This window comes from Kitasatospora acidiphila (genome assembly GCF_006636205.1).
Lineage (GTDB): Bacteria > Actinomycetota > Actinomycetes > Streptomycetales > Streptomycetaceae > Kitasatospora > Kitasatospora acidiphila.
Genome location: NZ_VIGB01000003.1, coordinates 1,597,035 through 1,614,229 on the forward strand (window position 1 = coordinate 1,597,035; position 17,195 = coordinate 1,614,229).

Annotated in this window: 21 protein-coding genes and 1 riboswitch; of the genes, 9 read left to right on the forward strand and 12 right to left on the reverse strand. The window is 70.5% G+C overall.

The window, feature by feature from the left end; all coding sequences use genetic code 11:
* A complete protein-coding gene (locus tag E6W39_RS42710) occupies positions 1–1,323 on the reverse strand; it encodes a glycoside hydrolase family 16 protein (RefSeq protein WP_267286678.1) in 1,323 nt (440 codons plus the stop codon).
* A 3-nt stretch (positions 1,324–1,326) separates the two neighbouring features.
* Positions 1,327–1,508: riboswitch (cyclic di-AMP (ydaO/yuaA leader) on the reverse strand.
* A 246-nt stretch (positions 1,509–1,754) separates the two neighbouring features.
* Between E6W39_RS42710 and E6W39_RS08090 the strand changes: the two genes are divergently transcribed.
* On the forward strand, positions 1,755–2,150 hold the full coding sequence (locus E6W39_RS08090) for a ribonuclease (protein ID WP_141632940.1): 396 nt from the start codon (positions 1,755–1,757) through the stop codon (positions 2,148–2,150).
* Positions 2,151–2,226: 76 nt separating this feature from the next.
* Here the strand turns inward: E6W39_RS08090 and E6W39_RS08095 are convergent, their stop codons facing one another.
* Together E6W39_RS08095 and E6W39_RS08100 are read right to left on the reverse strand one after the other, a co-directional pair.
* Entirely contained in the window at positions 2,227–3,288 is a 1,062-nt protein-coding gene (locus E6W39_RS08095; RefSeq protein ID WP_141637609.1) for a class I SAM-dependent methyltransferase, read from the reverse strand.
* Between the two features lie 216 nt (positions 3,289–3,504).
* Complete coding sequence (locus tag E6W39_RS08100; RefSeq protein WP_141632941.1) at positions 3,505–3,699, reverse strand: DUF1059 domain-containing protein; 195 nt, start codon at positions 3,697–3,699, stop codon at positions 3,505–3,507.
* Positions 3,700–3,876: 177 nt separating this feature from the next.
* Between E6W39_RS08100 and E6W39_RS08105 the strand changes: the two genes are divergently transcribed.
* Positions 3,877–4,212: a phenolic acid decarboxylase gene (locus E6W39_RS08105; RefSeq protein ID WP_141632942.1), complete on the forward strand. Its 336-nt coding sequence runs from the start codon at positions 3,877–3,879 to the stop codon at positions 4,210–4,212.
* A gap of 92 nt (positions 4,213–4,304) precedes the next feature.
* Here the strand turns inward: E6W39_RS08105 and E6W39_RS08110 are convergent, their stop codons facing one another.
* From E6W39_RS08110 to E6W39_RS08135, 5 genes are all read right to left on the reverse strand, one after another.
* Positions 4,305–5,429: an alpha/beta hydrolase gene (locus E6W39_RS08110; RefSeq protein ID WP_141632943.1), complete on the reverse strand. Its 1,125-nt coding sequence runs from the start codon at positions 5,427–5,429 to the stop codon at positions 4,305–4,307.
* 462 nt (positions 5,430–5,891) lie between these two features.
* Positions 5,892–6,800, reverse strand: a complete 909-nt coding sequence (locus tag E6W39_RS08120) for a phosphotriesterase family protein (RefSeq protein ID WP_141632944.1) — start codon at positions 6,798–6,800, stop codon at positions 5,892–5,894.
* Entirely contained in the window at positions 6,797–7,204 is a 408-nt protein-coding gene (locus E6W39_RS08125) for a carboxymuconolactone decarboxylase family protein (RefSeq protein ID WP_220140176.1), read from the reverse strand. Before E6W39_RS08125 ends, E6W39_RS08120 begins: the two co-directional genes overlap by 4 nt.
* A 32-nt stretch (positions 7,205–7,236) precedes the next feature.
* On the reverse strand, positions 7,237–7,824 hold the full coding sequence (locus E6W39_RS08130; protein WP_141632946.1) for a DUF4865 family protein: 588 nt from the start codon (positions 7,822–7,824) through the stop codon (positions 7,237–7,239).
* A 55-nt stretch (positions 7,825–7,879) separates the two neighbouring features.
* The gene (locus tag E6W39_RS08135) at positions 7,880–8,443 is read right to left on the reverse strand and encodes a TetR/AcrR family transcriptional regulator (RefSeq protein WP_141632947.1); all 564 of its coding nucleotides are present in this window, start codon (positions 8,441–8,443) and stop codon (positions 7,880–7,882) included.
* A 218-nt stretch (positions 8,444–8,661) separates the two neighbouring features.
* Here E6W39_RS08135 and E6W39_RS08140 point away from each other — a divergent pair, with 218 nt between their 5' ends.
* Complete coding sequence (locus tag E6W39_RS08140) at positions 8,662–8,988, forward strand: tetratricopeptide repeat protein (protein ID WP_141632948.1); 327 nt, start codon at positions 8,662–8,664, stop codon at positions 8,986–8,988.
* A gap of 120 nt (positions 8,989–9,108) precedes the next feature.
* Here the strand turns inward: E6W39_RS08140 and E6W39_RS08145 are convergent, their stop codons facing one another.
* Positions 9,109–9,726, reverse strand: coding sequence for a LysE family transporter (locus E6W39_RS08145; RefSeq protein ID WP_141632949.1), 618 nt, complete (start codon positions 9,724–9,726; stop codon positions 9,109–9,111).
* 220 nt (positions 9,727–9,946) lie between these two features.
* On the opposite strand from E6W39_RS08145, the gene E6W39_RS08150 reads away from it, so the two are divergent.
* Positions 9,947–10,822, forward strand: a complete 876-nt coding sequence (locus tag E6W39_RS08150) for an NAD-dependent epimerase/dehydratase family protein (protein WP_141632950.1) — start codon at positions 9,947–9,949, stop codon at positions 10,820–10,822.
* Positions 10,819–11,649 (forward strand): tetratricopeptide repeat protein, encoded by an 831-nt coding sequence (locus tag E6W39_RS08155; protein ID WP_141632951.1) that lies wholly within the window; start codon positions 10,819–10,821, stop codon positions 11,647–11,649. The genes E6W39_RS08150 and E6W39_RS08155 overlap by 4 nt, the downstream gene beginning before the upstream one ends.
* 87 nt (positions 11,650–11,736) lie before the next feature.
* Here the strand turns inward: E6W39_RS08155 and E6W39_RS08160 are convergent, their stop codons facing one another.
* The gene (locus tag E6W39_RS08160) at positions 11,737–12,582 is read right to left on the reverse strand and encodes an alpha/beta fold hydrolase (protein WP_181799154.1); all 846 of its coding nucleotides are present in this window, start codon (positions 12,580–12,582) and stop codon (positions 11,737–11,739) included.
* A gap of 360 nt (positions 12,583–12,942) precedes the next feature.
* Between E6W39_RS08160 and E6W39_RS39125 the strand changes: the two genes are divergently transcribed.
* Complete coding sequence (locus E6W39_RS39125; protein WP_181799155.1) at positions 12,943–13,119, forward strand: hypothetical protein; 177 nt, start codon at positions 12,943–12,945, stop codon at positions 13,117–13,119.
* Positions 13,120–13,172: 53 nt separating this feature from the next.
* Positions 13,173–13,532, forward strand: coding sequence for a hypothetical protein (locus E6W39_RS08165; RefSeq protein WP_141632953.1), 360 nt, complete (start codon positions 13,173–13,175; stop codon positions 13,530–13,532).
* A 59-nt stretch (positions 13,533–13,591) separates the two neighbouring features.
* Here E6W39_RS08165 and E6W39_RS08170 read toward each other — a convergent pair whose 3' ends face one another.
* Together E6W39_RS08170 and E6W39_RS08175 are read right to left on the reverse strand one after the other, a co-directional pair.
* A complete protein-coding gene (locus E6W39_RS08170) occupies positions 13,592–13,966 on the reverse strand; it encodes a hypothetical protein (RefSeq protein WP_141632954.1) in 375 nt (124 codons plus the stop codon).
* Between the two features lie 488 nt (positions 13,967–14,454).
* Entirely contained in the window at positions 14,455–15,357 is a 903-nt protein-coding gene (locus tag E6W39_RS08175) for a LysR family transcriptional regulator (RefSeq protein ID WP_141632955.1), read from the reverse strand.
* Between the two features lie 99 nt (positions 15,358–15,456).
* Between E6W39_RS08175 and E6W39_RS08180 the strand changes: the two genes are divergently transcribed.
* Positions 15,457–16,200 (forward strand): SDR family oxidoreductase, encoded by a 744-nt coding sequence (locus tag E6W39_RS08180; RefSeq protein ID WP_141632956.1) that lies wholly within the window; start codon positions 15,457–15,459, stop codon positions 16,198–16,200.
* Between the two features lie 86 nt (positions 16,201–16,286).
* Positions 16,287–17,048, forward strand: coding sequence for a class I SAM-dependent methyltransferase (locus E6W39_RS08185; protein ID WP_141632957.1), 762 nt, complete (start codon positions 16,287–16,289; stop codon positions 17,046–17,048).
* Positions 17,049–17,195: the final 147 nt, after the last annotated feature.

A 17,195-nucleotide genomic window follows, 5' to 3' on the forward strand; every position in this document is an offset into this window, starting at 1 on the left:
TCAGCGGTAGACGCGCACGTAGTCGGCCGCCATGGTGATCGGGGTCGAAGTCGACGGCGAGGGGTGGTACTTGCCCGCGCTGATGGCCATGTCCAGGATCAGACTGGCCGACCAGTTCTGGCCGACGCCCTTGCCGTCGGAGAAGACCTTGACGCCGTTGACGTACCAGTCGACCGAGTTGGCACCGTAGTAGGTACCCACGGTCACCCACCCGCCCGGCTTGATGGCGTTGGCGTCCCGGTCGCCCTTGTAGGCGGTGTTGACGTGGTTGGTCAGCTCCAGCACGTTCGGGTTGTCGGGGTGGTACTCGAAGGAGTCGATCTCACCGTGGCTGGTCCCCAGCGCGGTGTTGCCGTTCTCCCAGGTCCAGAACGACGCCCAGGCGCCCTGCTGGCTGGGCAGCTGCACCCGGGTCTCGGCGTAGTCGCCGGTGTGCACCTGGAAGTTCTGCGGGACTTCTGGGTGGTGAGCAGACCGGTGTTCCAGGCCTTGTTGCCGTTTTCCAGGACCTTGGTGCTGGGCGTGGCGGTGAAGGTGGCGACGCCGTTGGCGATGGTGACCGCAGACGGGTCGATCCAGTCGAGCTTGTTGTCGTTCGGGTTGTGGGTGCCGTAGTGGTAGGCCCCGCTGCTGGTGTCGTTCCAGCGGTTGGTGTCCACACCGCTGCCGTTGAACTCGTCCGACCAGATCAGCGACTTCCCGGCGATCGGCGAGGCCGGAGTCGGCGACGGAGTCGGGGCGGGGGTGGGGGTGGGGGTGGGGTAGGCGTGGGGGTGGGCTTGGAGCCGGGCGCCGGGGCCGGGGCGGGAGCCGGCGCCGGGGTCGGAGTCGGCGCGGGGGCCGGGGCCGGGGCCGGGGCCGGGGCCGGGGCCGGGGCCGGGGCGGGGCCGGCGTCGGGGCGGTCTTGGCGACGGTGAGCTGCTTGCTCGCCAGGTTGTGCCAGGCACCGGCGTGGTCCTGGTAGTAGCCGAAGACGGTGTAGCTGCCGATCGGGAAGCTGCGGGCGCCGGTGGTCATCGAGACCCCGCCCGGGCAGAGCTGCACATTGGTGTGCGAGCCGGGGAAGTCGAGGTTGTGGCCGGCCGCGTCGCGCACGCCGACACCGAGCCTCTGCACGGTGAAGCAGGAGCTGGAGTGGACGGTCAGGTCGGCGGTGACGTTGGCGTTGGCGGCGGCGCTGGTCGGGGCCAGGCGGTCCTGGGTGACGGTCGGCGCGGCGGCGGGGCTGGCCCAGGCGTTGACCTGGCCGACCATCGGCACGGCGAGCAGACCCAGGGCGCCGGCGACGATGCCGAGGCGGGCGGGGGTGGCGGCAGGGATCACGGCAGTTCCTCGTGCGACGCCTGCGGAGTTAGCTGTCGGGTTCGGGCCGCACTGTGCCCGGCCGTCGCCCGTGGGAGCGGACGGCCTCACCCCTAGCCGCGGCGCACGCCGCACGCCACATGGGCGCGCGAGCAGAGTCGCGGCACTACTGGGTCCCCCGCTCCTGCCCGTGGCGATGCTGTGGTCACCGGCGTCGGGCAGGCAGGACTCGGCGTCCCGACGATGGATCCGCCGGAGTCGGCGAATGCGTGCAGGCTAGGCAGATGATGTGAGCATTAACAATGTTTAAGAAGTGTCGCAAGGGTCACACCGCCCCCTGCCGCCCCCGTCGGCGACGCCCACAAGTAGCCTGCGCAGCAGGCAAGTTACGTGGACATGAAGTCTTGCGCGACACCTTCCCAGGAAGCTCCCAGGACTCCAGACTGCTGCACATGCAGACTCTTCTACGCGCGTTGAAGTCGCGTACCGCGTCCGTGCTGACCGTCGGCCTGCTCACCCTGGCCCCCACCGCTCTCGTCGCCACCGACGCCCACGCCGATGTGAGTGGCAACATCTGCCAGAGCGCCCTCCCCCAGCAGGCCGACGACACCCTGAACGAGATCGCCAACGGCGGCCCGTTCCCGTACTCCCAGGACGGCGTGGTCTTCCAGAACCGCGAGGGCGTCCTGCCCGCCCAGTCCTACGGCTACTACCACGAGTACACCGTGATCACCCCCGGCGCTCCCACCCGCGGCGCCCGCAGAATCATCACCGGCGAGGGTGACCAGGAGGACTACTACACCTCCGACCACTACGCCACGTTCTACCTGATCGACTTCACCTGCTGATCGCCTGCTGATCGAGCCGCGGCACGGCCTCGCCGCCCCCGACGACGATTCGGGGGCGGCGGGACCGCTCGGACGGCTACCGGCTCGCGGCGTACACCCGGTTCACCGGACTCTCGGCGGCCAGCCTCCAGTGATGCAGACCGGCGTCGTCGGCGAGGTGGCGCATGACGTCCTCACCGGCGTGGTTGCCCAGTGCCTCCGGCCCGTGCTGGGCCAGCGCCGAGGGCAGGCAGATCGCGACCGAGGCAGCGGTCAGCGCCCGGCCGATCGGGTTGGCGTTCGCCGCGACGTCCGGGGAGGCGTTGGGCTCGACGATCATGCAGCTCCCGCCGTCGGCCAGGGCCTGCTCGGCGTGGCGCAGGGCCGCGCCCGGGTCGCCCATGTCGTGCAGGCAGTCGAAGAAGGTGATCAGGTCATAGCCGCTGCCGGGGAAGTCCTGGGCCGTAGCCACCTCGAAGTCGGCCCGGTCGGCGAGGCGCTGCTCGGCGGCTATCGCCCGCGCCGCCTCGATCGACGGCAGGTGGAAGTCGAAGCCGTGGAACCGCGACTGTGGGTAGGCGCGCGCCATCAGCAGCGTCGAGTAGCCGTAGCCGCAGCCCACGTCGGCCACCTGACCGCCGTTCCGCAGCTTGCGCTCGGTGCCGTTCATCGCCGGGATCCACTCCGGCACCAATGCGCTCATGTAACCGGGACGGAAGAACTTGGCGGTACCGGAGAACAGCGCGCTGCTGTGCTGCTCCCAACCGACCCCGTTTCCGGTGCGGAACGCCTCCAGCAGCGAGTCCTCGGTCGCGTACAGCGCCTGCAGCAGCGTGAAGAAGCCGCCGGCATAGGTCGGGACCTCCGGGTAGGCGAGCACCGCGGCGTGCACGTCCGGGAGCAGGTAGGTGTCGTCCGCCGCGTCGTACTCCACGTACTCCCCGGCCACCTGGGCGGCCAGCCACTCACGTACGTAGCGCTCCTCGAGACCGGTCAGCTCCGCCAGCCGGGCGGTGGTCATCGGACCAGCGCCAGCCATCGCGGCGTAGAGCCCGAGCCGGTCGCCGAGCGCGGTGCAGAGCCCTGCGACGGCTGCCCCGGCATCGGTGATGACCCGCCCCAGGAACTCCATCACCTGGCCCTCCTCGCCGGCGTTCATCGCATCGCCCCCGGCATGCTCGGCCACCGTGACCACCTCCTCGGCGTACCTCCAGTTCAGCAGACCGGTGCCGCCCCGGCCATGCGGAACCTCCCGTGGGACTCCCGTGGGCCGCAGAGCGGCTCGACGGATGTCCGGGCATGGACGTGTGTTCAGGTGTGTCCGCGTCCCGGCCGGGCCATGTCCCGGCCGGGACGTGTTCAGGCTGGACCGTGCTCAGGTGTGCTGGAGCACCAGCTCGTCCTTGAGCGTCGCGCGGATCTGGTCGCGCAGCTCCTTGCCGTCCTGGTGTCCGTGCACCGAGACCGCGTGCTCGGCGGCGGCACGGACCACCTCTTCCTCCTCGCCGGTGATGCACAGCGAGCAGTTGCTCTCGCTGGGGAACTCTCGGCAGTCGGCGACCTTGCGCATCGTGGACCTCCCGACCCGGCACGCCGCCGCACCCACCGGAGGCCACCGGCTGGCCGGACGGCCGACGAGCCGCGGCACGCGCGTGTCGCGTCACCATTCTCCCTCCGCCGCGCCATTCCGATAGCGTGGGAGGAGTCCCACAACCCCGACTTTTTTCGACCGGAGAACTCCCCCGCCATGAGCGAGACCGCTGCCCTGCCCGCCTTCGCCGGGCGGACGTACCTCTTCCAGGTCGACAACGGAGCCGTCTTCCGCAACGCCTACTCGGCCGACGGCAAGCGGCTGCACTGGGAGGGGCTGGGCGAGTCGGCCGGCCAGTGGGAGGACGTCGAGCTGCAGGTCGCCGAGGTCGCGCCGCAGATCTACTTCGTCAGCTGGACCGAGCAGACCGGCATCACGGTCAGCCATGTGATGGACCTGGGCGCGCTGACGGTACGGGCGTTCTGGACCTTCGAGGGCGAGGGCGGCCGGGTCGGCGAACTGCACACCGGCACGCTGGAACCGGTCATCTGACCGACCAGTTCTTCCGACTGAGCAGGTCTTCCCACAGACGAGGTCTTCCCAGTGACCAGGTCTTCCCAGTGACCAGGTCTTCGGACTGACCGTCAGCCCGGCTTGGCCAGGTGCTCGGAGAGCCAGCTGAGCGCCGTGGGCTCCAGACGGGTCCAGGTCTCGAAGTTGTGCCCGCCGTGGTCGACGGTGCTCACCGAGGCCGTCATCGGCGGCCGCACGGCGGCGGCGAAGGCCGTGCTGTCCCGCACCGAGGCGGGGTCGTCCTTGCTGTACGCGAGCAGCTCCGCCACCGCCGGGGGCGGCAGGTTGTGCAGCCGCCAGAGCAGGTCGGCCTCGTTGCGCCGCTGCTGGTCCCCGGCGAACAGGTCGCCGGTGGTCGGATCCTCGGCCGCTTTGAAGTAGCCGGAGAGCGAGGCGGCGGCCGGGAACGCGGCCGGATCGCGCATCGCCAGCTTGAGTGCGCAGTAGCCGCCGGTGGAGTCGCCGACGATGCCCCAGCCGCGCCCCTGGCCGATCACCCGGAACGCGCCCGCCACCGCCTGCGGCACCTCATGGGTGAAGTACGTGGCGGCCTGCGGGCCGCCGGGCACGTCCTCGCACTCGGTGTCCCGGGGCATCGCGGGTGACGACCGGAGCATCACCAGCACGGTGGGCTGCTGCTGCCCGCTGCGCAGCAGGCCGAGCGAGATGCCGGGGTAGTCGAGCCGGGTGACCAGGTTGCGGGCGTCGCCCGGGTAGCCGGTCAGCACCACCAGGGCGGGGAAGCGCTGCTGGGCGTAGCCGGGCTGGAAGTACTGCGGCGGCAGATAGACGTAGCCGTCGGTACTCAGCCCGGAGCCGCCCCCGCCGATCCGCACGGTCAGCAGCTGCCCGGTCCGCTGCGGCGGACCGTTCTGGAAGTTCTCGGTGGCCAGGGTCCTGGCGGTGGCGGGCGCACTCGACCCGCCGCCCGGGGTGCCGGCGCCGACGGACTGCACGGCGGGGTGCGCGGTGCCCAGCAGATCGGACCAACTGCTGTAGAACGCGAAGTAGTTGTTGACCAGCAGGCCGACCACGACCAGCACGGCGAGCTGGGTGACCAGGATGGTGGTGATCCGGCCGAGCACCGCCGGCAGCCCGGGCCGGGCCAGCCTGGGCCAGTACAGGACCGTGCCGACGACCGCCCCGAGGGCGGCCATCAGGGCCAGCGTCAAGAGCTCATGGCTGGTCAGGCCCATCCGGATCGGTTCCTTGTCGGCTCCTTTTCGGGCTTCGTCAGCTCATGGCCGGGCCCGGTGCCGGTACGGTCGGTCGGCGGCGGCGGCGGTCGGTAAGGGCGAGGCCGTGGTCGGTCATGGTTCAAACGCTACGCCGCGGTGCACCCGAGCAGCCGCCGTGACCACCTGCCGACCTCCCGCTCCCATCGGTAGTCGGCGAAGATCTCCCCCGGGTGGCGGCCGTTTCTTGAGCGTGGTCTTGCGAGGAACTCGGGCGGCATGATTGCTCCGGGACCAACACTGCGATCACGTTCCGTGAAGCTGGTGGTGCAGGTGAAACTGTCTCCGGAGGCCGGCCAGGCTGCCGCGCTCCGCTCCACCCTGCGCACGGTTGACGAGGCCGCCTACTGGGTTTCGGCGGTGGCGTTCGAGCTTCGGCAGCCTGGGCCCCCGCCCACCTGTCTCCGGCCCCGTGCGCCGGCCTCAGTGCACCGGCTTCCAGTCCGCCGCGAAGGCCCGGGCCGGGTTGTGGCGCAGGATCAAGTCCGCCGTCTCCTCGCCCAGGGCCGCCGCGATGCGCGGGCGCAGGTTGGTGAGCAGGAACGGCATCCCCGGGCCGTCGGCGCTGGACCGGGCCGCGGCGGTCACCGTGTCGCCGCCGAGCAGCAGTTGCTCGCCGTGCCCGGCCTCGGCGAGCGCCACCAGGACGTCGAGCAGGCGCCAGTCGGTGGCGGCGTTGGCCCGGGACGGGCCGTCGAAGGCGAGGTAGGCGCCGCTGCGGGCCAGCTCCAGGTGGATCCGCTCGTCCGGAAAGCGGTTGAGGTGGCCCAGCAGCACGCTGCCCGGCGGCACCTCCAGCTGCCCGCAGAGCAGGTCGAGCACCTCGGTGGCCGCCGTGCCCACCTCATGGTGGACGCCGATCGGCGCCCCGGTGGCGTGGTGCGCGGCGGCGGCCGCGGTCATGGTGCGGCGGGCGTGCTCGTCCAGGCCGTGGAAGCCGCCCGCCACCTTGATCAGTCCCGCCCGAGGGCCGTCGCCCCCGATCCCCACGGTCAGCTCGGTGATGAACAGCTCGGCGAGGGAGTCGAGTCCGGGCAGCCGGTCGTAGTGGGCGGCCCGGTGCAGGCCGGTGGCGGCGACCAGGTGCAGGCCACTGCTCCGGGCCAGTCGGGGCAGCTCGGCGGCCCGGCGGCCCATCCCGTACGGCGTCCACTGCACCACCGCCTGGCCGCCCGCCGCCCGGAAGGCCACCAACTCGGCGGCGGCGGCCGCCACATCGTCCAGCTCCTGGCCCGGCAGCAGCGGACTGCGCAGGAAGAGGTGGTCATGGGCGTCGCAGACACCCAGCTCGGCCGGGTCGAGATCGCCGAGCACGGTACGGATGGCGGTCACTTGGCGGCCTCCTCGGCGTCGAGCTGTTCGAACGTCGCCGCGGCCACGCGCAGCGCGGCCAGGGCCTTGGGCGTGCCGATGTACGGCGCCAGGTGCACGAACACCTCCACCACCTGCTGCCTGGTGAGCCCCACCCGCAGGCTGCTGCGGATGTGCCCGGTCAGCTGCGGGTCCACCCCGCCGAGGGTGGCCAGCGTGGCCAGGTTGACCAGTTGGCGGTCCCGAGGCTGCAGCCCCGGCCGCTGGTACGTGCCGCCGAACAGGCTGGTGACGATCCAGTCCGGAAAGCCCGGTGCGATCCGCTCCAGCCCGGGCAGCGCGGCCTCCTGGGTCACCGGGTCCTGGTAGAGGTCAAGGGTGCGGTAGCCGGCCGAGCGGTCGACGACGGTCTGGGTGAGCTCCATGTCTGCCTTTCTGTCAGCTAATTGACGGTCCATCACCACTGTTGCCCCTGCTCCAGGTTGGTCAGTTCCGGGGCGCTCAGGTGGAGCACCCGGTAGCGTTCGCCGGGCAGTTGGTCCGGGAGATCGTCCGTGCCGAGGGTCATGGTGACCAGCTCCCAGCCCGAGGTGTCGATCGCGACGGCGATCGAGTGCACGGCGGGGTGGTCGCCGTCGGCGGGCAGCGTACTGAGCATGCGCTCGATCAGCTCCGCCGGATCGGCATCGCCCGGGACCGGCAGCAGCCGGCGTACGGCGGTGGTCGGGGTGGCGTCGAACCGCTGCCCGCGCTGATGGGCCAGCCCCAGCCAACTGCGCACCACCGGGCGCCCGAAGTCCTGGCTGAGCCCGCGGAAGCCCGGCCCCCAGAGGAAGGCGTTCATCCCGGTGGCGGTGTTCCAGAGGTAGAACGGCGCGTACTGGTTGACCGGCGAACCGGCCACACCGCGCTCGCGGACCAGATAGGCCTTCATCGCCAGGCCCGGGAACTCGTCCGTCAGCCGCCCCTTCTCGGCGACCCGGCGGTGGATGATCCCCATGTCGTAGTCGGCAGGCAGAGTGATCTCGTACTGCATCGCCTGCATCGGCGACTCCCCCTCGCTTCGCTTGATCGGCTTCAGGCCGGTCGTCTGATCGGCTTCAGGCCAGCTGGCTCTTGAGCAGCGCCAGCGCACCGCGCACCGCCTGGTGGAACGGCTCCTCGGACTCCGCCGAGCGGGCCAGCACATAGCCGCCCTGGAGCACCGCCACCAGCGCCTGCGCCAGCTCCACCGCCGGGGCCCCCGGGCGAAGCTCGCCGGCCCGGCGCCCGTCCTCGATCACCTCGGCCAGTCGACCGGTGAGCCAGTCGAAGGTCTCCTGCACCGGCGCCCGCAGCTCGACGTCGGCCACCACGTCCGGATCCTGCGCCATCCGCCCGATCCGGCAGCCGCGCAGCACCTCGCGCTCTCGCTGCAGGTAGTTCTCGATCCGCTGGTAGGCCGTGCCGGGCCCGCCCAACTGCTGCTCGGCCAGCGCCCGCATCTGCTCGCCGCTGCGCCGCAGCGCGGCCGCGGCGAGGTCGGGCTTGCCCTGGAAGTGGTGGTACATGCTGCCCTGCCCGACGCCGGCCCGCTGCTGGATCGCCCGCGGGCTGGTGCCGACGTAGCCCCGCTCCCAGAGGAGCTCCTGAGTGCTCTCGATGAGCCGGTCGCTGGTGTTCATGCGACCCACTGTACATACCAGTAGGTACACTGGTCCAGTCACCCACCGCACCCGTAGCTGCCGGGCGGCGCGTCCACCCTGTGGACACCTTGATGAGGATCCAGGAAGAGGTCTGGACAGCACGGGACGGAGCCGCAATAGTGACCGCGGAATAGTTGAATCTTCATGAGTTGTTATCCGGGTCGGCACATCGGGATCACCGAAAGGGGTCAGTCACCGTGATCACCCGCTCGTCTGCCGAGGAGTACACCCGGGCGCAGCTCTTCTTCGACGCCAAGGCCTATGCCGACGCTGCCCGGATCCTGCAGCCGCTGGTCGAGGCCGAGCCCGGGCAGCTCGCCGCCCGGATGCTGCTGGCCCGCAGCTACTACCACTCGGCGCAGCTCGCCCGGGCCGCCGCCGAGCTGCGGCTGATCCTGGCGCAGGACCCGGCCGAGAGCTATGCGCACCTGATGCTCGGCCGCACCTTGGAGCGCCAGGGCCGGCCCGAGGAGGCCCGCCCGCATCTGCGCCTGGCCGCCGCGATGACCGACGCGTTCGCCTGACGACCGCGCCTGCTGGACCGCCGCCCGCCCGCACCCCCACGCGGGCGGGCGGCTCCTGGCATGCCGGTTGACGCCTTCCGCGCCGGAGCCTGCCGCTCGGGTGCGGAGCCTTCCGCGTCCTCACCCGAGCGGCAGGCTCCGCACCGCCAGCGCCGTGATCAGCGCACTCGCCAGCAACGCCGTGGCCAGGCGCCCCCGTTCGCCCGTCAACCCGCGCCCGAGCAGCGCACCGCCCACGGCGAGCAGCAATTGCCAGGAGGCGGAGGCCAGGAACGCGGCGATGACGAACACCGGCCCCGCCTGGTGCCGCGCGCTCCCGCCGAGCACCAGCGCGACGAAGTAGATCACCGTCGCCGGGTTGAGCAGGGTCAGCCCGAGCAGGGCCGCGTAGGCACGGACAGCCGAACCGGCCACCAACTGCGGGCCTTTGTCGGCCGTTCGCCCCTGTCGGACCTTCAGCGCCGTCAGTGCGGTCCGCGCCGCGATCCCGAGCAGCACCACACCGGCCGCCCACCGCAGCGGAGTTGAGGCCGGCGCCAGGAACCTCGCGGCGCTCTGGCCGCCCAGCACCGCCACCGCCGCATACACCCCGTCGGCCGTCGCCACACCGAGCGCGGCGCCGGCGCCGATCCGCCAGCCCCTGCGCGCCGAAAGCCCCACCAGCAGCGCCCCGATGGCGCCCACCGGCACCGCGATCCCGTATCCGGCCAGCAGGCCGGCGAGCGCCGCGGCCCTCATGCGAGCGGCGGCTCATGGGGTTCGGGCCGGTGGTCACCACGCTGTCGCTCCCACCCGGCCGTTGCACGGGCGGTGGGGCGAACTGCGACTGCGATGACGGAGACTGACGGCATGGCGGGCAGTCTGCCGAATCCGTCCCACCCCGCACACCGGTTTTTCCCGCCCACGGCTACGGTTGATCAACTGACCTGTCTTCGTTGCCAGCTGAGAGGGCCTCACCATGCATGTGTTCCTCGCCGGAGGTACCGGCGCCGTCGGCCGACTGCTGCTGCCGCTGCTGTTGGAGGCCGGCCACCGGGTGACCGCCGTGTCGCGCGGCGCGGACGGCGTCGAGCGGCTGCGGGCCGCCGGTGCCGACACCGTTCAGCTGGACGTCCTCGACCGGCCCGCGGTCGAGGCGGCGATGCGGGAGGCGGCGCCCGACGTGGTGATGCACCAGCTCACCGCGCTCGCCGACTACGACCTGGCCGCCAACGCGCGCATTCGCCGCGAGGGCACCCGCAACCTGGTGGACGCCGCCCACGCGGCCGGGGTGCACCGGATCGTCGCCCAGTCCATCTCCTGGGCCTACCAGGGCGGGGACACCCCCGCCGACGAGTCCACCCCGCTCGACCCGACCACCGACGAACCGCGCGCCACCACCGTCTCCGCGCTGCGCACGCTGGAGGATGCCGCCGCCGAGCTGCCCGAGCACGTGGTCCTCCGCTACGGCGCCCTCTACGGTCCCGGCACCTGGTACGTTCCCGGCGGCCTGATCGCCGACCGCCTGCGGCGTGGTGAGCTGCCCGCCGGGCCCGCGATCACCTCGTTCCTGCACGTGACGGATGCGGCCCGGGCCGCGCTCGCCGCGCTGGAGTGGCCGAGTGGCCCGGTCAACGTGGTGGACGACGAGCCGGCGCCCGCGAGCGAGTGGGTGCCGGTCCTGGCCGCAGCCTTGGGAGTTGGGGTGCCGGCCGGTGAGGGCGGCGGGGTGCGGCAGGCCTGGGAGCGCGGCGCGGACGGTGCCCATGCTCGCGAGAAACTCAACTGGCGTCCGGTGTACGACTCTTGGCGCACTGGGTTCCAGCAGCTGGGCACCGCCGGGGGCACGCTGTGACCGGCGGTGCGGGGCAGACGGCGGACTCGCTCTTCGATCTCGGGGCAAGTGAGCGGGCAGCCGGCAACGTTGACGCCGCCCGGGCCGCGTTCGCCCGCGCTGCCGCCACCGGTCACCCCGACATCGCCCCCAAGGCCCTGGCGAACCTGGCCGTCCTCGAAGCCTCGGCCGGCCGAACTGCCGAGGCTCGCAGCGCCTTTGAGCGGGCCATCGCCACCGGGCACCCCGACCATGCGCCGCAGTCCCAGTTCAACTTCGCCATCTTCCTGCAACGCCAGGGCGACTTGACGCGCGCCCGCGAGCTCTACCAGCAGGCTGTCGCCAGCGGCCATCCCGAGCATGCTCGAAAGGCGATGTTCAACCTCGCCAACTTGGCTGCCGAGCAAGGCCGTCTCGACGAAGCCTGTGGCCTGTTCCTGCGAGCCATGGCACCGCCGTTCGTCGGGGACACCGCTTGGCGCGCACACCGCCGCCTCGTCGAGGTCGACCCCGGCCGGCTCCCCGACGCCCGTGAGGTCTACCTGCGCGCCATCGCGAACGAGGCCGACGACGAGCGGACGGCGAACCAGGCCCGTGAGCTCCTCCTCGACCTCGACCCGCAGCACGCCGTCCCGCCGCGAACGATCAGCCTCGGCCACCGTCAATTCGACCTGGCCGAGATCGAGTTCGCCGAATGGGCGACCGGTCGGCCGGGGTATGGCAGCGGCTACCTCGACGTCTACACCCGTGACGGTCAGCAGCACACGCTGTTCATCGACCTCGGGGACCGGTACGACAGCCAGGGATTCGAGTGGCTGCGGCGCCACCTCGGACCCGATCAGCTCTGATGTTCCGTCAGTCATGGCCCCGGTGCTGAGCACCCACCACCGGGGCCGCGCTTTCAGCTCCTCAGCTCCTCAGCTCCTCCAACCCTTTCAGCCCTTGAAGAAGCCACTCAGCAGGTTCGTCACGAACTGCGGCTGCTCTTCCATCACCCAGTGGTTGGCGTTCGGCGCCACGACGGTGGTGACATTGGTGGCTGCCAGCTTGCCCGTGTCCTCGCCGACCTCCGAGTTCATGCTGTACTGGCCGCCGACGCCGAGCACCGGGATGGTCAGCTTGCCGTCCTTGTCGATGAGGTCCTGGACCGCCCGCTCCCCGACATCCTGCTGGCGGAAGAACTCCAAGCCCGCGTGGGTGCTGCCGGGCCGGCTGTACGCCTCGACGTACCGCTTGACCGCCTCCGGGCTGATCGTGCCGCCCTTGCCACCGGCCGGGCCCGCGTACACCGCTGAGTAGAAGACCTTCTCGCGGCCCGCCACCAACTGCTCGGCCATGTCACCCTGCGGGCCGTTCACCATCGCGTCCCACCACAGGTAATCCGACTTCGTCTGTACGAAGTTGAGGTAGGCGGTGGTCGGCGGCGCCTCCAGGATGGCCAACTTGTCGACCTGGTCCCGGTATTCGGCCGCGTAGGCGAGGGCCACCCCGCCGCCCACGTCATGGCCGGCCAGGTCGATCTTCTGGAGGCCGAGCTGCTGGGTGACCGCGTGCACGTCCGTGGCCAGCGTGAGCGCGGCGTAACTGCCCTGGGCGTCACTGGGGGCCGGCTGGGAGTCGCCGAGGCCGCGCAGATCGACCGCGATCACCGTGTGGTCCTGGGCCAGTTGGGGCGCGATGCCGCTCCAGGCCTGCCAGGTCTCCGGCCAGCCGTGCAGCAGCACCAGCGCCGGGCCGTGCCCGCCGACCACGTAGTGGATCCGGATCCCGTCGTTCTCCACGTACCCGTCCCGGAACCCCGGGAGCGGGCCGGGGTGGTGGTGCGCGGCTTCCGGCGCCGCATCGGCAAAAGTGGCACCCGAGGCGGTGACCAGGGCTAACGCGGCCGCTGCGGCTACGCCTGCCGGCCGCCAGTTCCGACGGTTCGTCAGTTTCTTTGCCATTGACACGATTTACCCCTTGCAAGTGGCGATCAACTCAGGGTTCGCATCATAGGGACAAGCAGCCTCAGCGGTCACGGCAAGCCCACCACCCCCAGCGACTGCCGGGCCCTCCGGTCCGAACGGGTGACATGGGGCATGCGGAGCCGGGGCAGACGGGAAGACGTCGTATACCAACCACCTCTGTCGAAAGGTGCCACCATGCGCCGCATCGCCGCCGTCCTCCTGGGAACCGCCGCGCTCGTCGGGCTCACGGTCACACCGGCAAGCGCCATCTCCGACCCGACCACCGTGGCCCGCTGCATCGTGGGGGGCACCACCGGTGGCCTCACCAATCCCATCGGGATCCCCAACGGAGTCCTCGGCTGCCTGAAGTAACGGCGTTCGCCCGTCCGGCCGACAAGGTCACCCATCCCCAAGGAGAACTCAGCATGACCACACCACGTCGCTCCCACGGGACCGCGATCCTGGCCCTGGCAGCCGGCGCCGTCGCGGCCCTGCTGGCGACCGCCGCCCCGGCCACCGCCGCCGCCCCGCACGGCGCGGCCGGGAGCAGCACTGCCGGGAGGAGCGCGCGCACGGCGCGGGCCGGGGAGGTCTTCACCTGCACCTACATCGACGACAAGAAGGTGCCCGATGTGTACGGGCGGGGCTGCACACCCCAGAAGGTCGGGGCCCTGTCCGACTTCACCATCCGCCCCGCCCTCCTCGGCTCCAGCTACCACTGCCAGACCGGCTGGGCCGACGGCCTTGAGGTGATCAACGGCTCCGGCTGCCAGAAGATCTCCTGACCGCTGCTCCCGCATGCATGGCAGGGCCCCACCGGATGCGGGCCCTGCCAGGCGTGCGGTCACTCGTCGTCGAGCCGCTGGAGAATGTGTTCGAAGTCGCCGGAGTCGAGCAGACCGGCGATCACCTCGGCCATGTTGTCAACGCCGGAATCCCTGACGATCAGGCCATCGGAGCAGTGGAAGTACCGGCCGCCCATCGCCTCACCGGTACGAGCCCACACCCCCATCAGGCGCTCGACCTCCGCGAGAGTGAAGATCGTCGCACTCCAACGCGAGCCGTCCGCCAGCCGAACCTCGGCATCGACGTTGCAGACTCCGGCCAGCTCCTCCCCCGCACTGGGCAGGAAGCCCACCTCGAAACGGTCCGTCCTGATGCGGTACCAAGGTCCGTCCCAGCCCTGGCCGGTGATCTCATGCTGTGCGCTGCTGGTCATCTGCGGAGTATCACGGGCCGACCCGGCGCTCTCAACCGAAAAAGCGGGCGGCTCCGCCACAATGGGCGCATGGAGTTCAACGGATCACGCCCAACCGCACCACGGTCGTTGCTGGTTGACCGACTCGGCTGGTTCCACCTGGAACAGCCCGTGTTCATCGGCGCCGGCTGCCGCTTCTGGACGGAGCCGCGAGCTCTGGTGGTTGAGACGCCGGAGGGTGAGCAGCGCAGGTACGCGGGTCGGGTGTGTCGCTGAGGTCATCCGCTCAGCCCTCGGCCCGCATCATCGCGACGAGGCGTGGGGACTCGGGCGCCGGCCGCTGCGCATTGATGGCCACCTAGCCCCATGACCCGTACAGCGCTTGGACCTTGCCGTCTCCGGCGAGCGGGTTGACCAGCAGAGTGAGGCGCTACTGGGTGCGGTGGGCGAGGAGTTCGTCGTGGATCCGCCGGGCAGCCATCTGGAACACCTCGCAGAGGCAAATGGGTTCAGTTGACCGGCAGTTCGTCGTTCTCCCGTCGGGAGGCTGTGCCGAGCAATGTACGTGCGACGTCTTCCAGCGATCCGAGCAGCGGGTTGGGGTCGTCAGCGCGCGTGACGAGCACGACCTCGCAGGGATCGATGTCGATGACGGGCACCAGGGCGATGTCCTCGCGCACAGCAGCCCGTCGATCTCCGGCAGGGAAGATCGCGACACAGTCGCCGGTGGCGATGAGTTCCAGCTTGTCCTCGTAAGCGTCGTCGATCGCCGGCGGGGGTGGTGCCGGGTGGTTGCCGACGGGCTTGGGCGTGCTCCAGAGGACCGGAGTGCTGACGCAGGCGACCAGTTCCTCGTCCGACAGAGCCCGCAGGCTGACGGTCTTCTCGTTCGCCAGATGATGACTTGCCGACGTGACCAGTACCCGCGACTCCTCACGGAGTTTGGTCACCCGCAAGCCGTCCGTGGGCAAGGGCAGGGGCCTGTACGCGACGAGGGCGTCGACCCGCCCCTCGGCGAGGGCCTGGGTGTCCCGCCAGTCGAGGTGCCTGGTGCGGACCTGGCCGTCAGGGTGCCGGCGGCGCAGTTCCTGCACACAGGCGGTGATGACCAGTCCTTCGGCGCAGCCGATGGTGATGGTAGGGGGCTGGACGGCGGCTCTGGCCGTGTGAGCGGCTTGCTCGGCCTCTTGGAGCAGTATCCGGGCCCCGGAAAGGAAGGCCTGCCCGGCGTCGGTGAGGCTGCTGCCTTGCGGCGAGCGGTCGAACAGCCGGACCCCGAGCTGAGCCTCCAGGCGCTGGATCTGACGGCTCAGCGACGGCTGCGCCAGGTGGAGCCTGGTGGCGGCCCGGCCGAAGTTGCCGTACTCCGCCACGACCGTGAAGTAGCGCACGAGTCGCAGGTCTAGGTCCATTCGCCCAGGGTACGTCGCGCGCCGTCATGCGCCTGGGACATGACGGCATGCGGAACAGGTCTTGGACAGGGTGTGCGGGTGGGCATTTGGCTTGAGGGCATGACCACTTATGACGGCAAGAAGATCGTGATCACGGGCGGGAGCAGCGGTATCGGCCTGGCTACGGCCCGGTTGTTCGCGGACGGCGGGGCGCACGTACTGATCACCGGCCGTACCCGATCCACCCTGGACGCCGCGCTGGAGCAGTTGGGGGACAAGGCGATCGCCGTCTGCAGCGATGCCGCGTCCCTGAAGGACATCAAGGCGCTGGCCGGCACGGTCCAGGAGCGGTTCGGCGTGGTGGACGCGCTGTTCGTCAACGCCGGCGTCACTGCGTCCGCGCCGTTCGACTCGACGACGGAGGAGATGTACGACGCGCTGTTCGGCGTCAACACCAAGGGCCCGTACTTCACGGTGCAGGCGTTGGCGCCGCTGTTGCGCGAGGGAAGCGGCGTGGTCCTCACCACGTCGGTGGTGAACGTCCTGGGCCTGGACGCGCTCAGTGTCTACTCGGCGAGCAAGGCAGCCCTGCGGTCGATGACGCGCACCCTGGCCCGCGAGCTGCTGCCGCGCAAGGTGCGCGTCAATGCCGTGAGCCCCGGGCCGATCGACACTGGCATCCTGGACCGCTCCTTGCCTGCCGACGTCCTCGAGATGATGAAGGACACCTACCGGAGCACGAACCCGATGCAGCGGCTGGGGGCGTCCGAGGAAGTGGCCGCCGCGGTGGCGTACTTGGCGTTCGGTGCGACCTTCTCGACGGGAGCGGAGTTCCCTGTCGACGGAGGGGCTTCGCAACTCTAGGTGCTCTGACCTGTGCTGTGACCGGAAACGATCACCGGGATGATTACTCGGTGCCCAACGCCTGGTCTGTGAACCATGATGAGGAGATGACTGCCAGCTCCCGTGCTCTTTCATTCAACTCGGCGGCCGTCCAGTACGAGGCGAGCCGCCCGTCGTATCCGCCCGCGCTTTTCGATGCCGTCGAGGAGTTCATGAGCCGTTCGCTGGTGGGTGTCCGCGTCGCGGACATCGGTGCGGGCACTGGAATTGCGACCAGGCTCCTGCGTGAGCGGGGTGCTGACGTGATCGCCGTCGAGCCCGGTGACGCGATGGCGGTCGAGTTTCATCGAGTGCTCCCGGATGTGCCGGTCGTCCGGGGTGACGGTAACGCCCTGCCGCTTGCCGATTCCTCGCGCGACCTCATCACGTACGCGCAGTCATGGCAGTGGACCGATACCAGCCGTTCGGTCCCTGAGGCGCTGCGCGTTCTGTGCTCGGGTGGCGCGCTGGCAATCTGGTGGAACACCACCGCCTTCGACGTGCCGTGGATCCGTGCCCAGCACGAGCGCATCGCGCACCACTGCGGGGTTCCCGTGCGTTCTGCGGTGCGTCCCGATGACAGCGAGGCCATCCGGCTTGCGGGGCTGAGCGGCTTGCGGGTCACGCGCCGACAGATCCGCTGGCAGCGCAAGGTCTCTCTCGACACACACCTCGCCAATATCACCAGTCGCTCGGCGTTCCTTGTCCTCGGCCAGGCCGCAAACCGGGCCTTCCTTGCCGAGGAGCGCAAGCTCCTGAAGGAGGCTTTCCCCGCTGAGGTAGTGGAAGAGATCTACGTCGTTGACCTGCTGGTAGCCGCTCGTCCGTGATGTCCACCTGCCCGTCAGGCTGCTGGGGCGACGACTCAAAGCACACCATCGGCCACGGCCTCAGCCACGACATACGCCACCATCCCGCTGCCCGGGTCGAAACCCGAACGCTGGTGGCCCGCAGGCCCGTTCACCGCCGAGGCGCGG

What these genes read in the sequence shown, in the direction of transcription:
- E6W39_RS08090 (WP_141632940.1), top strand. Translation starts at nt 1,755, where the DNA reads ATGCAGACTCTTCTACGCGCGTTGAAGTCGCGTACCGCGTCCGTGCTG.
- E6W39_RS08095 (WP_141637609.1), bottom strand. Translation starts at nt 3,288, where the DNA reads ATGAACGCCGGCGAGGAGGGCCAGGTGATGGAGTTCCTGGGGCGGGTC.
- E6W39_RS08100 (WP_141632941.1), bottom strand. Translation starts at nt 3,699, where the DNA reads ATGCGCAAGGTCGCCGACTGCCGAGAGTTCCCCAGCGAGAGCAACTGC.
- E6W39_RS08105 (WP_141632942.1), top strand. Translation starts at nt 3,877, where the DNA reads ATGAGCGAGACCGCTGCCCTGCCCGCCTTCGCCGGGCGGACGTACCTC.
- E6W39_RS08110 (WP_141632943.1), bottom strand. Translation starts at nt 5,429, where the DNA reads ATGGGCCTGACCAGCCATGAGCTCTTGACGCTGGCCCTGATGGCCGCC.
- E6W39_RS08125 (WP_220140176.1), bottom strand. Translation starts at nt 7,204, where the DNA reads ATGGAGCTCACCCAGACCGTCGTCGACCGCTCGGCCGGCTACCGCACC.
- E6W39_RS08130 (WP_141632946.1), bottom strand. Translation starts at nt 7,824, where the DNA reads ATGCAGGCGATGCAGTACGAGATCACTCTGCCTGCCGACTACGACATG.
- E6W39_RS08135 (WP_141632947.1), bottom strand. Translation starts at nt 8,443, where the DNA reads ATGAACACCAGCGACCGGCTCATCGAGAGCACTCAGGAGCTCCTCTGG.
- E6W39_RS08145 (WP_141632949.1), bottom strand. Translation starts at nt 9,726, where the DNA reads ATGAGGGCCGCGGCGCTCGCCGGCCTGCTGGCCGGATACGGGATCGCG.
- E6W39_RS08150 (WP_141632950.1), top strand. Translation starts at nt 9,947, where the DNA reads ATGCATGTGTTCCTCGCCGGAGGTACCGGCGCCGTCGGCCGACTGCTG.
- E6W39_RS39125 (WP_181799155.1), top strand. Translation starts at nt 12,943, where the DNA reads ATGCGCCGCATCGCCGCCGTCCTCCTGGGAACCGCCGCGCTCGTCGGG.
- E6W39_RS08165 (WP_141632953.1), top strand. Translation starts at nt 13,173, where the DNA reads ATGACCACACCACGTCGCTCCCACGGGACCGCGATCCTGGCCCTGGCA.
- E6W39_RS08170 (WP_141632954.1), bottom strand. Translation starts at nt 13,966, where the DNA reads ATGACCAGCAGCGCACAGCATGAGATCACCGGCCAGGGCTGGGACGGA.
- E6W39_RS08175 (WP_141632955.1), bottom strand. Translation starts at nt 15,357, where the DNA reads ATGGACCTAGACCTGCGACTCGTGCGCTACTTCACGGTCGTGGCGGAG.
- E6W39_RS08180 (WP_141632956.1), top strand. Translation starts at nt 15,457, where the DNA reads ATGACCACTTATGACGGCAAGAAGATCGTGATCACGGGCGGGAGCAGC.
- E6W39_RS08185 (WP_141632957.1), top strand. Translation starts at nt 16,287, where the DNA reads ATGACTGCCAGCTCCCGTGCTCTTTCATTCAACTCGGCGGCCGTCCAG.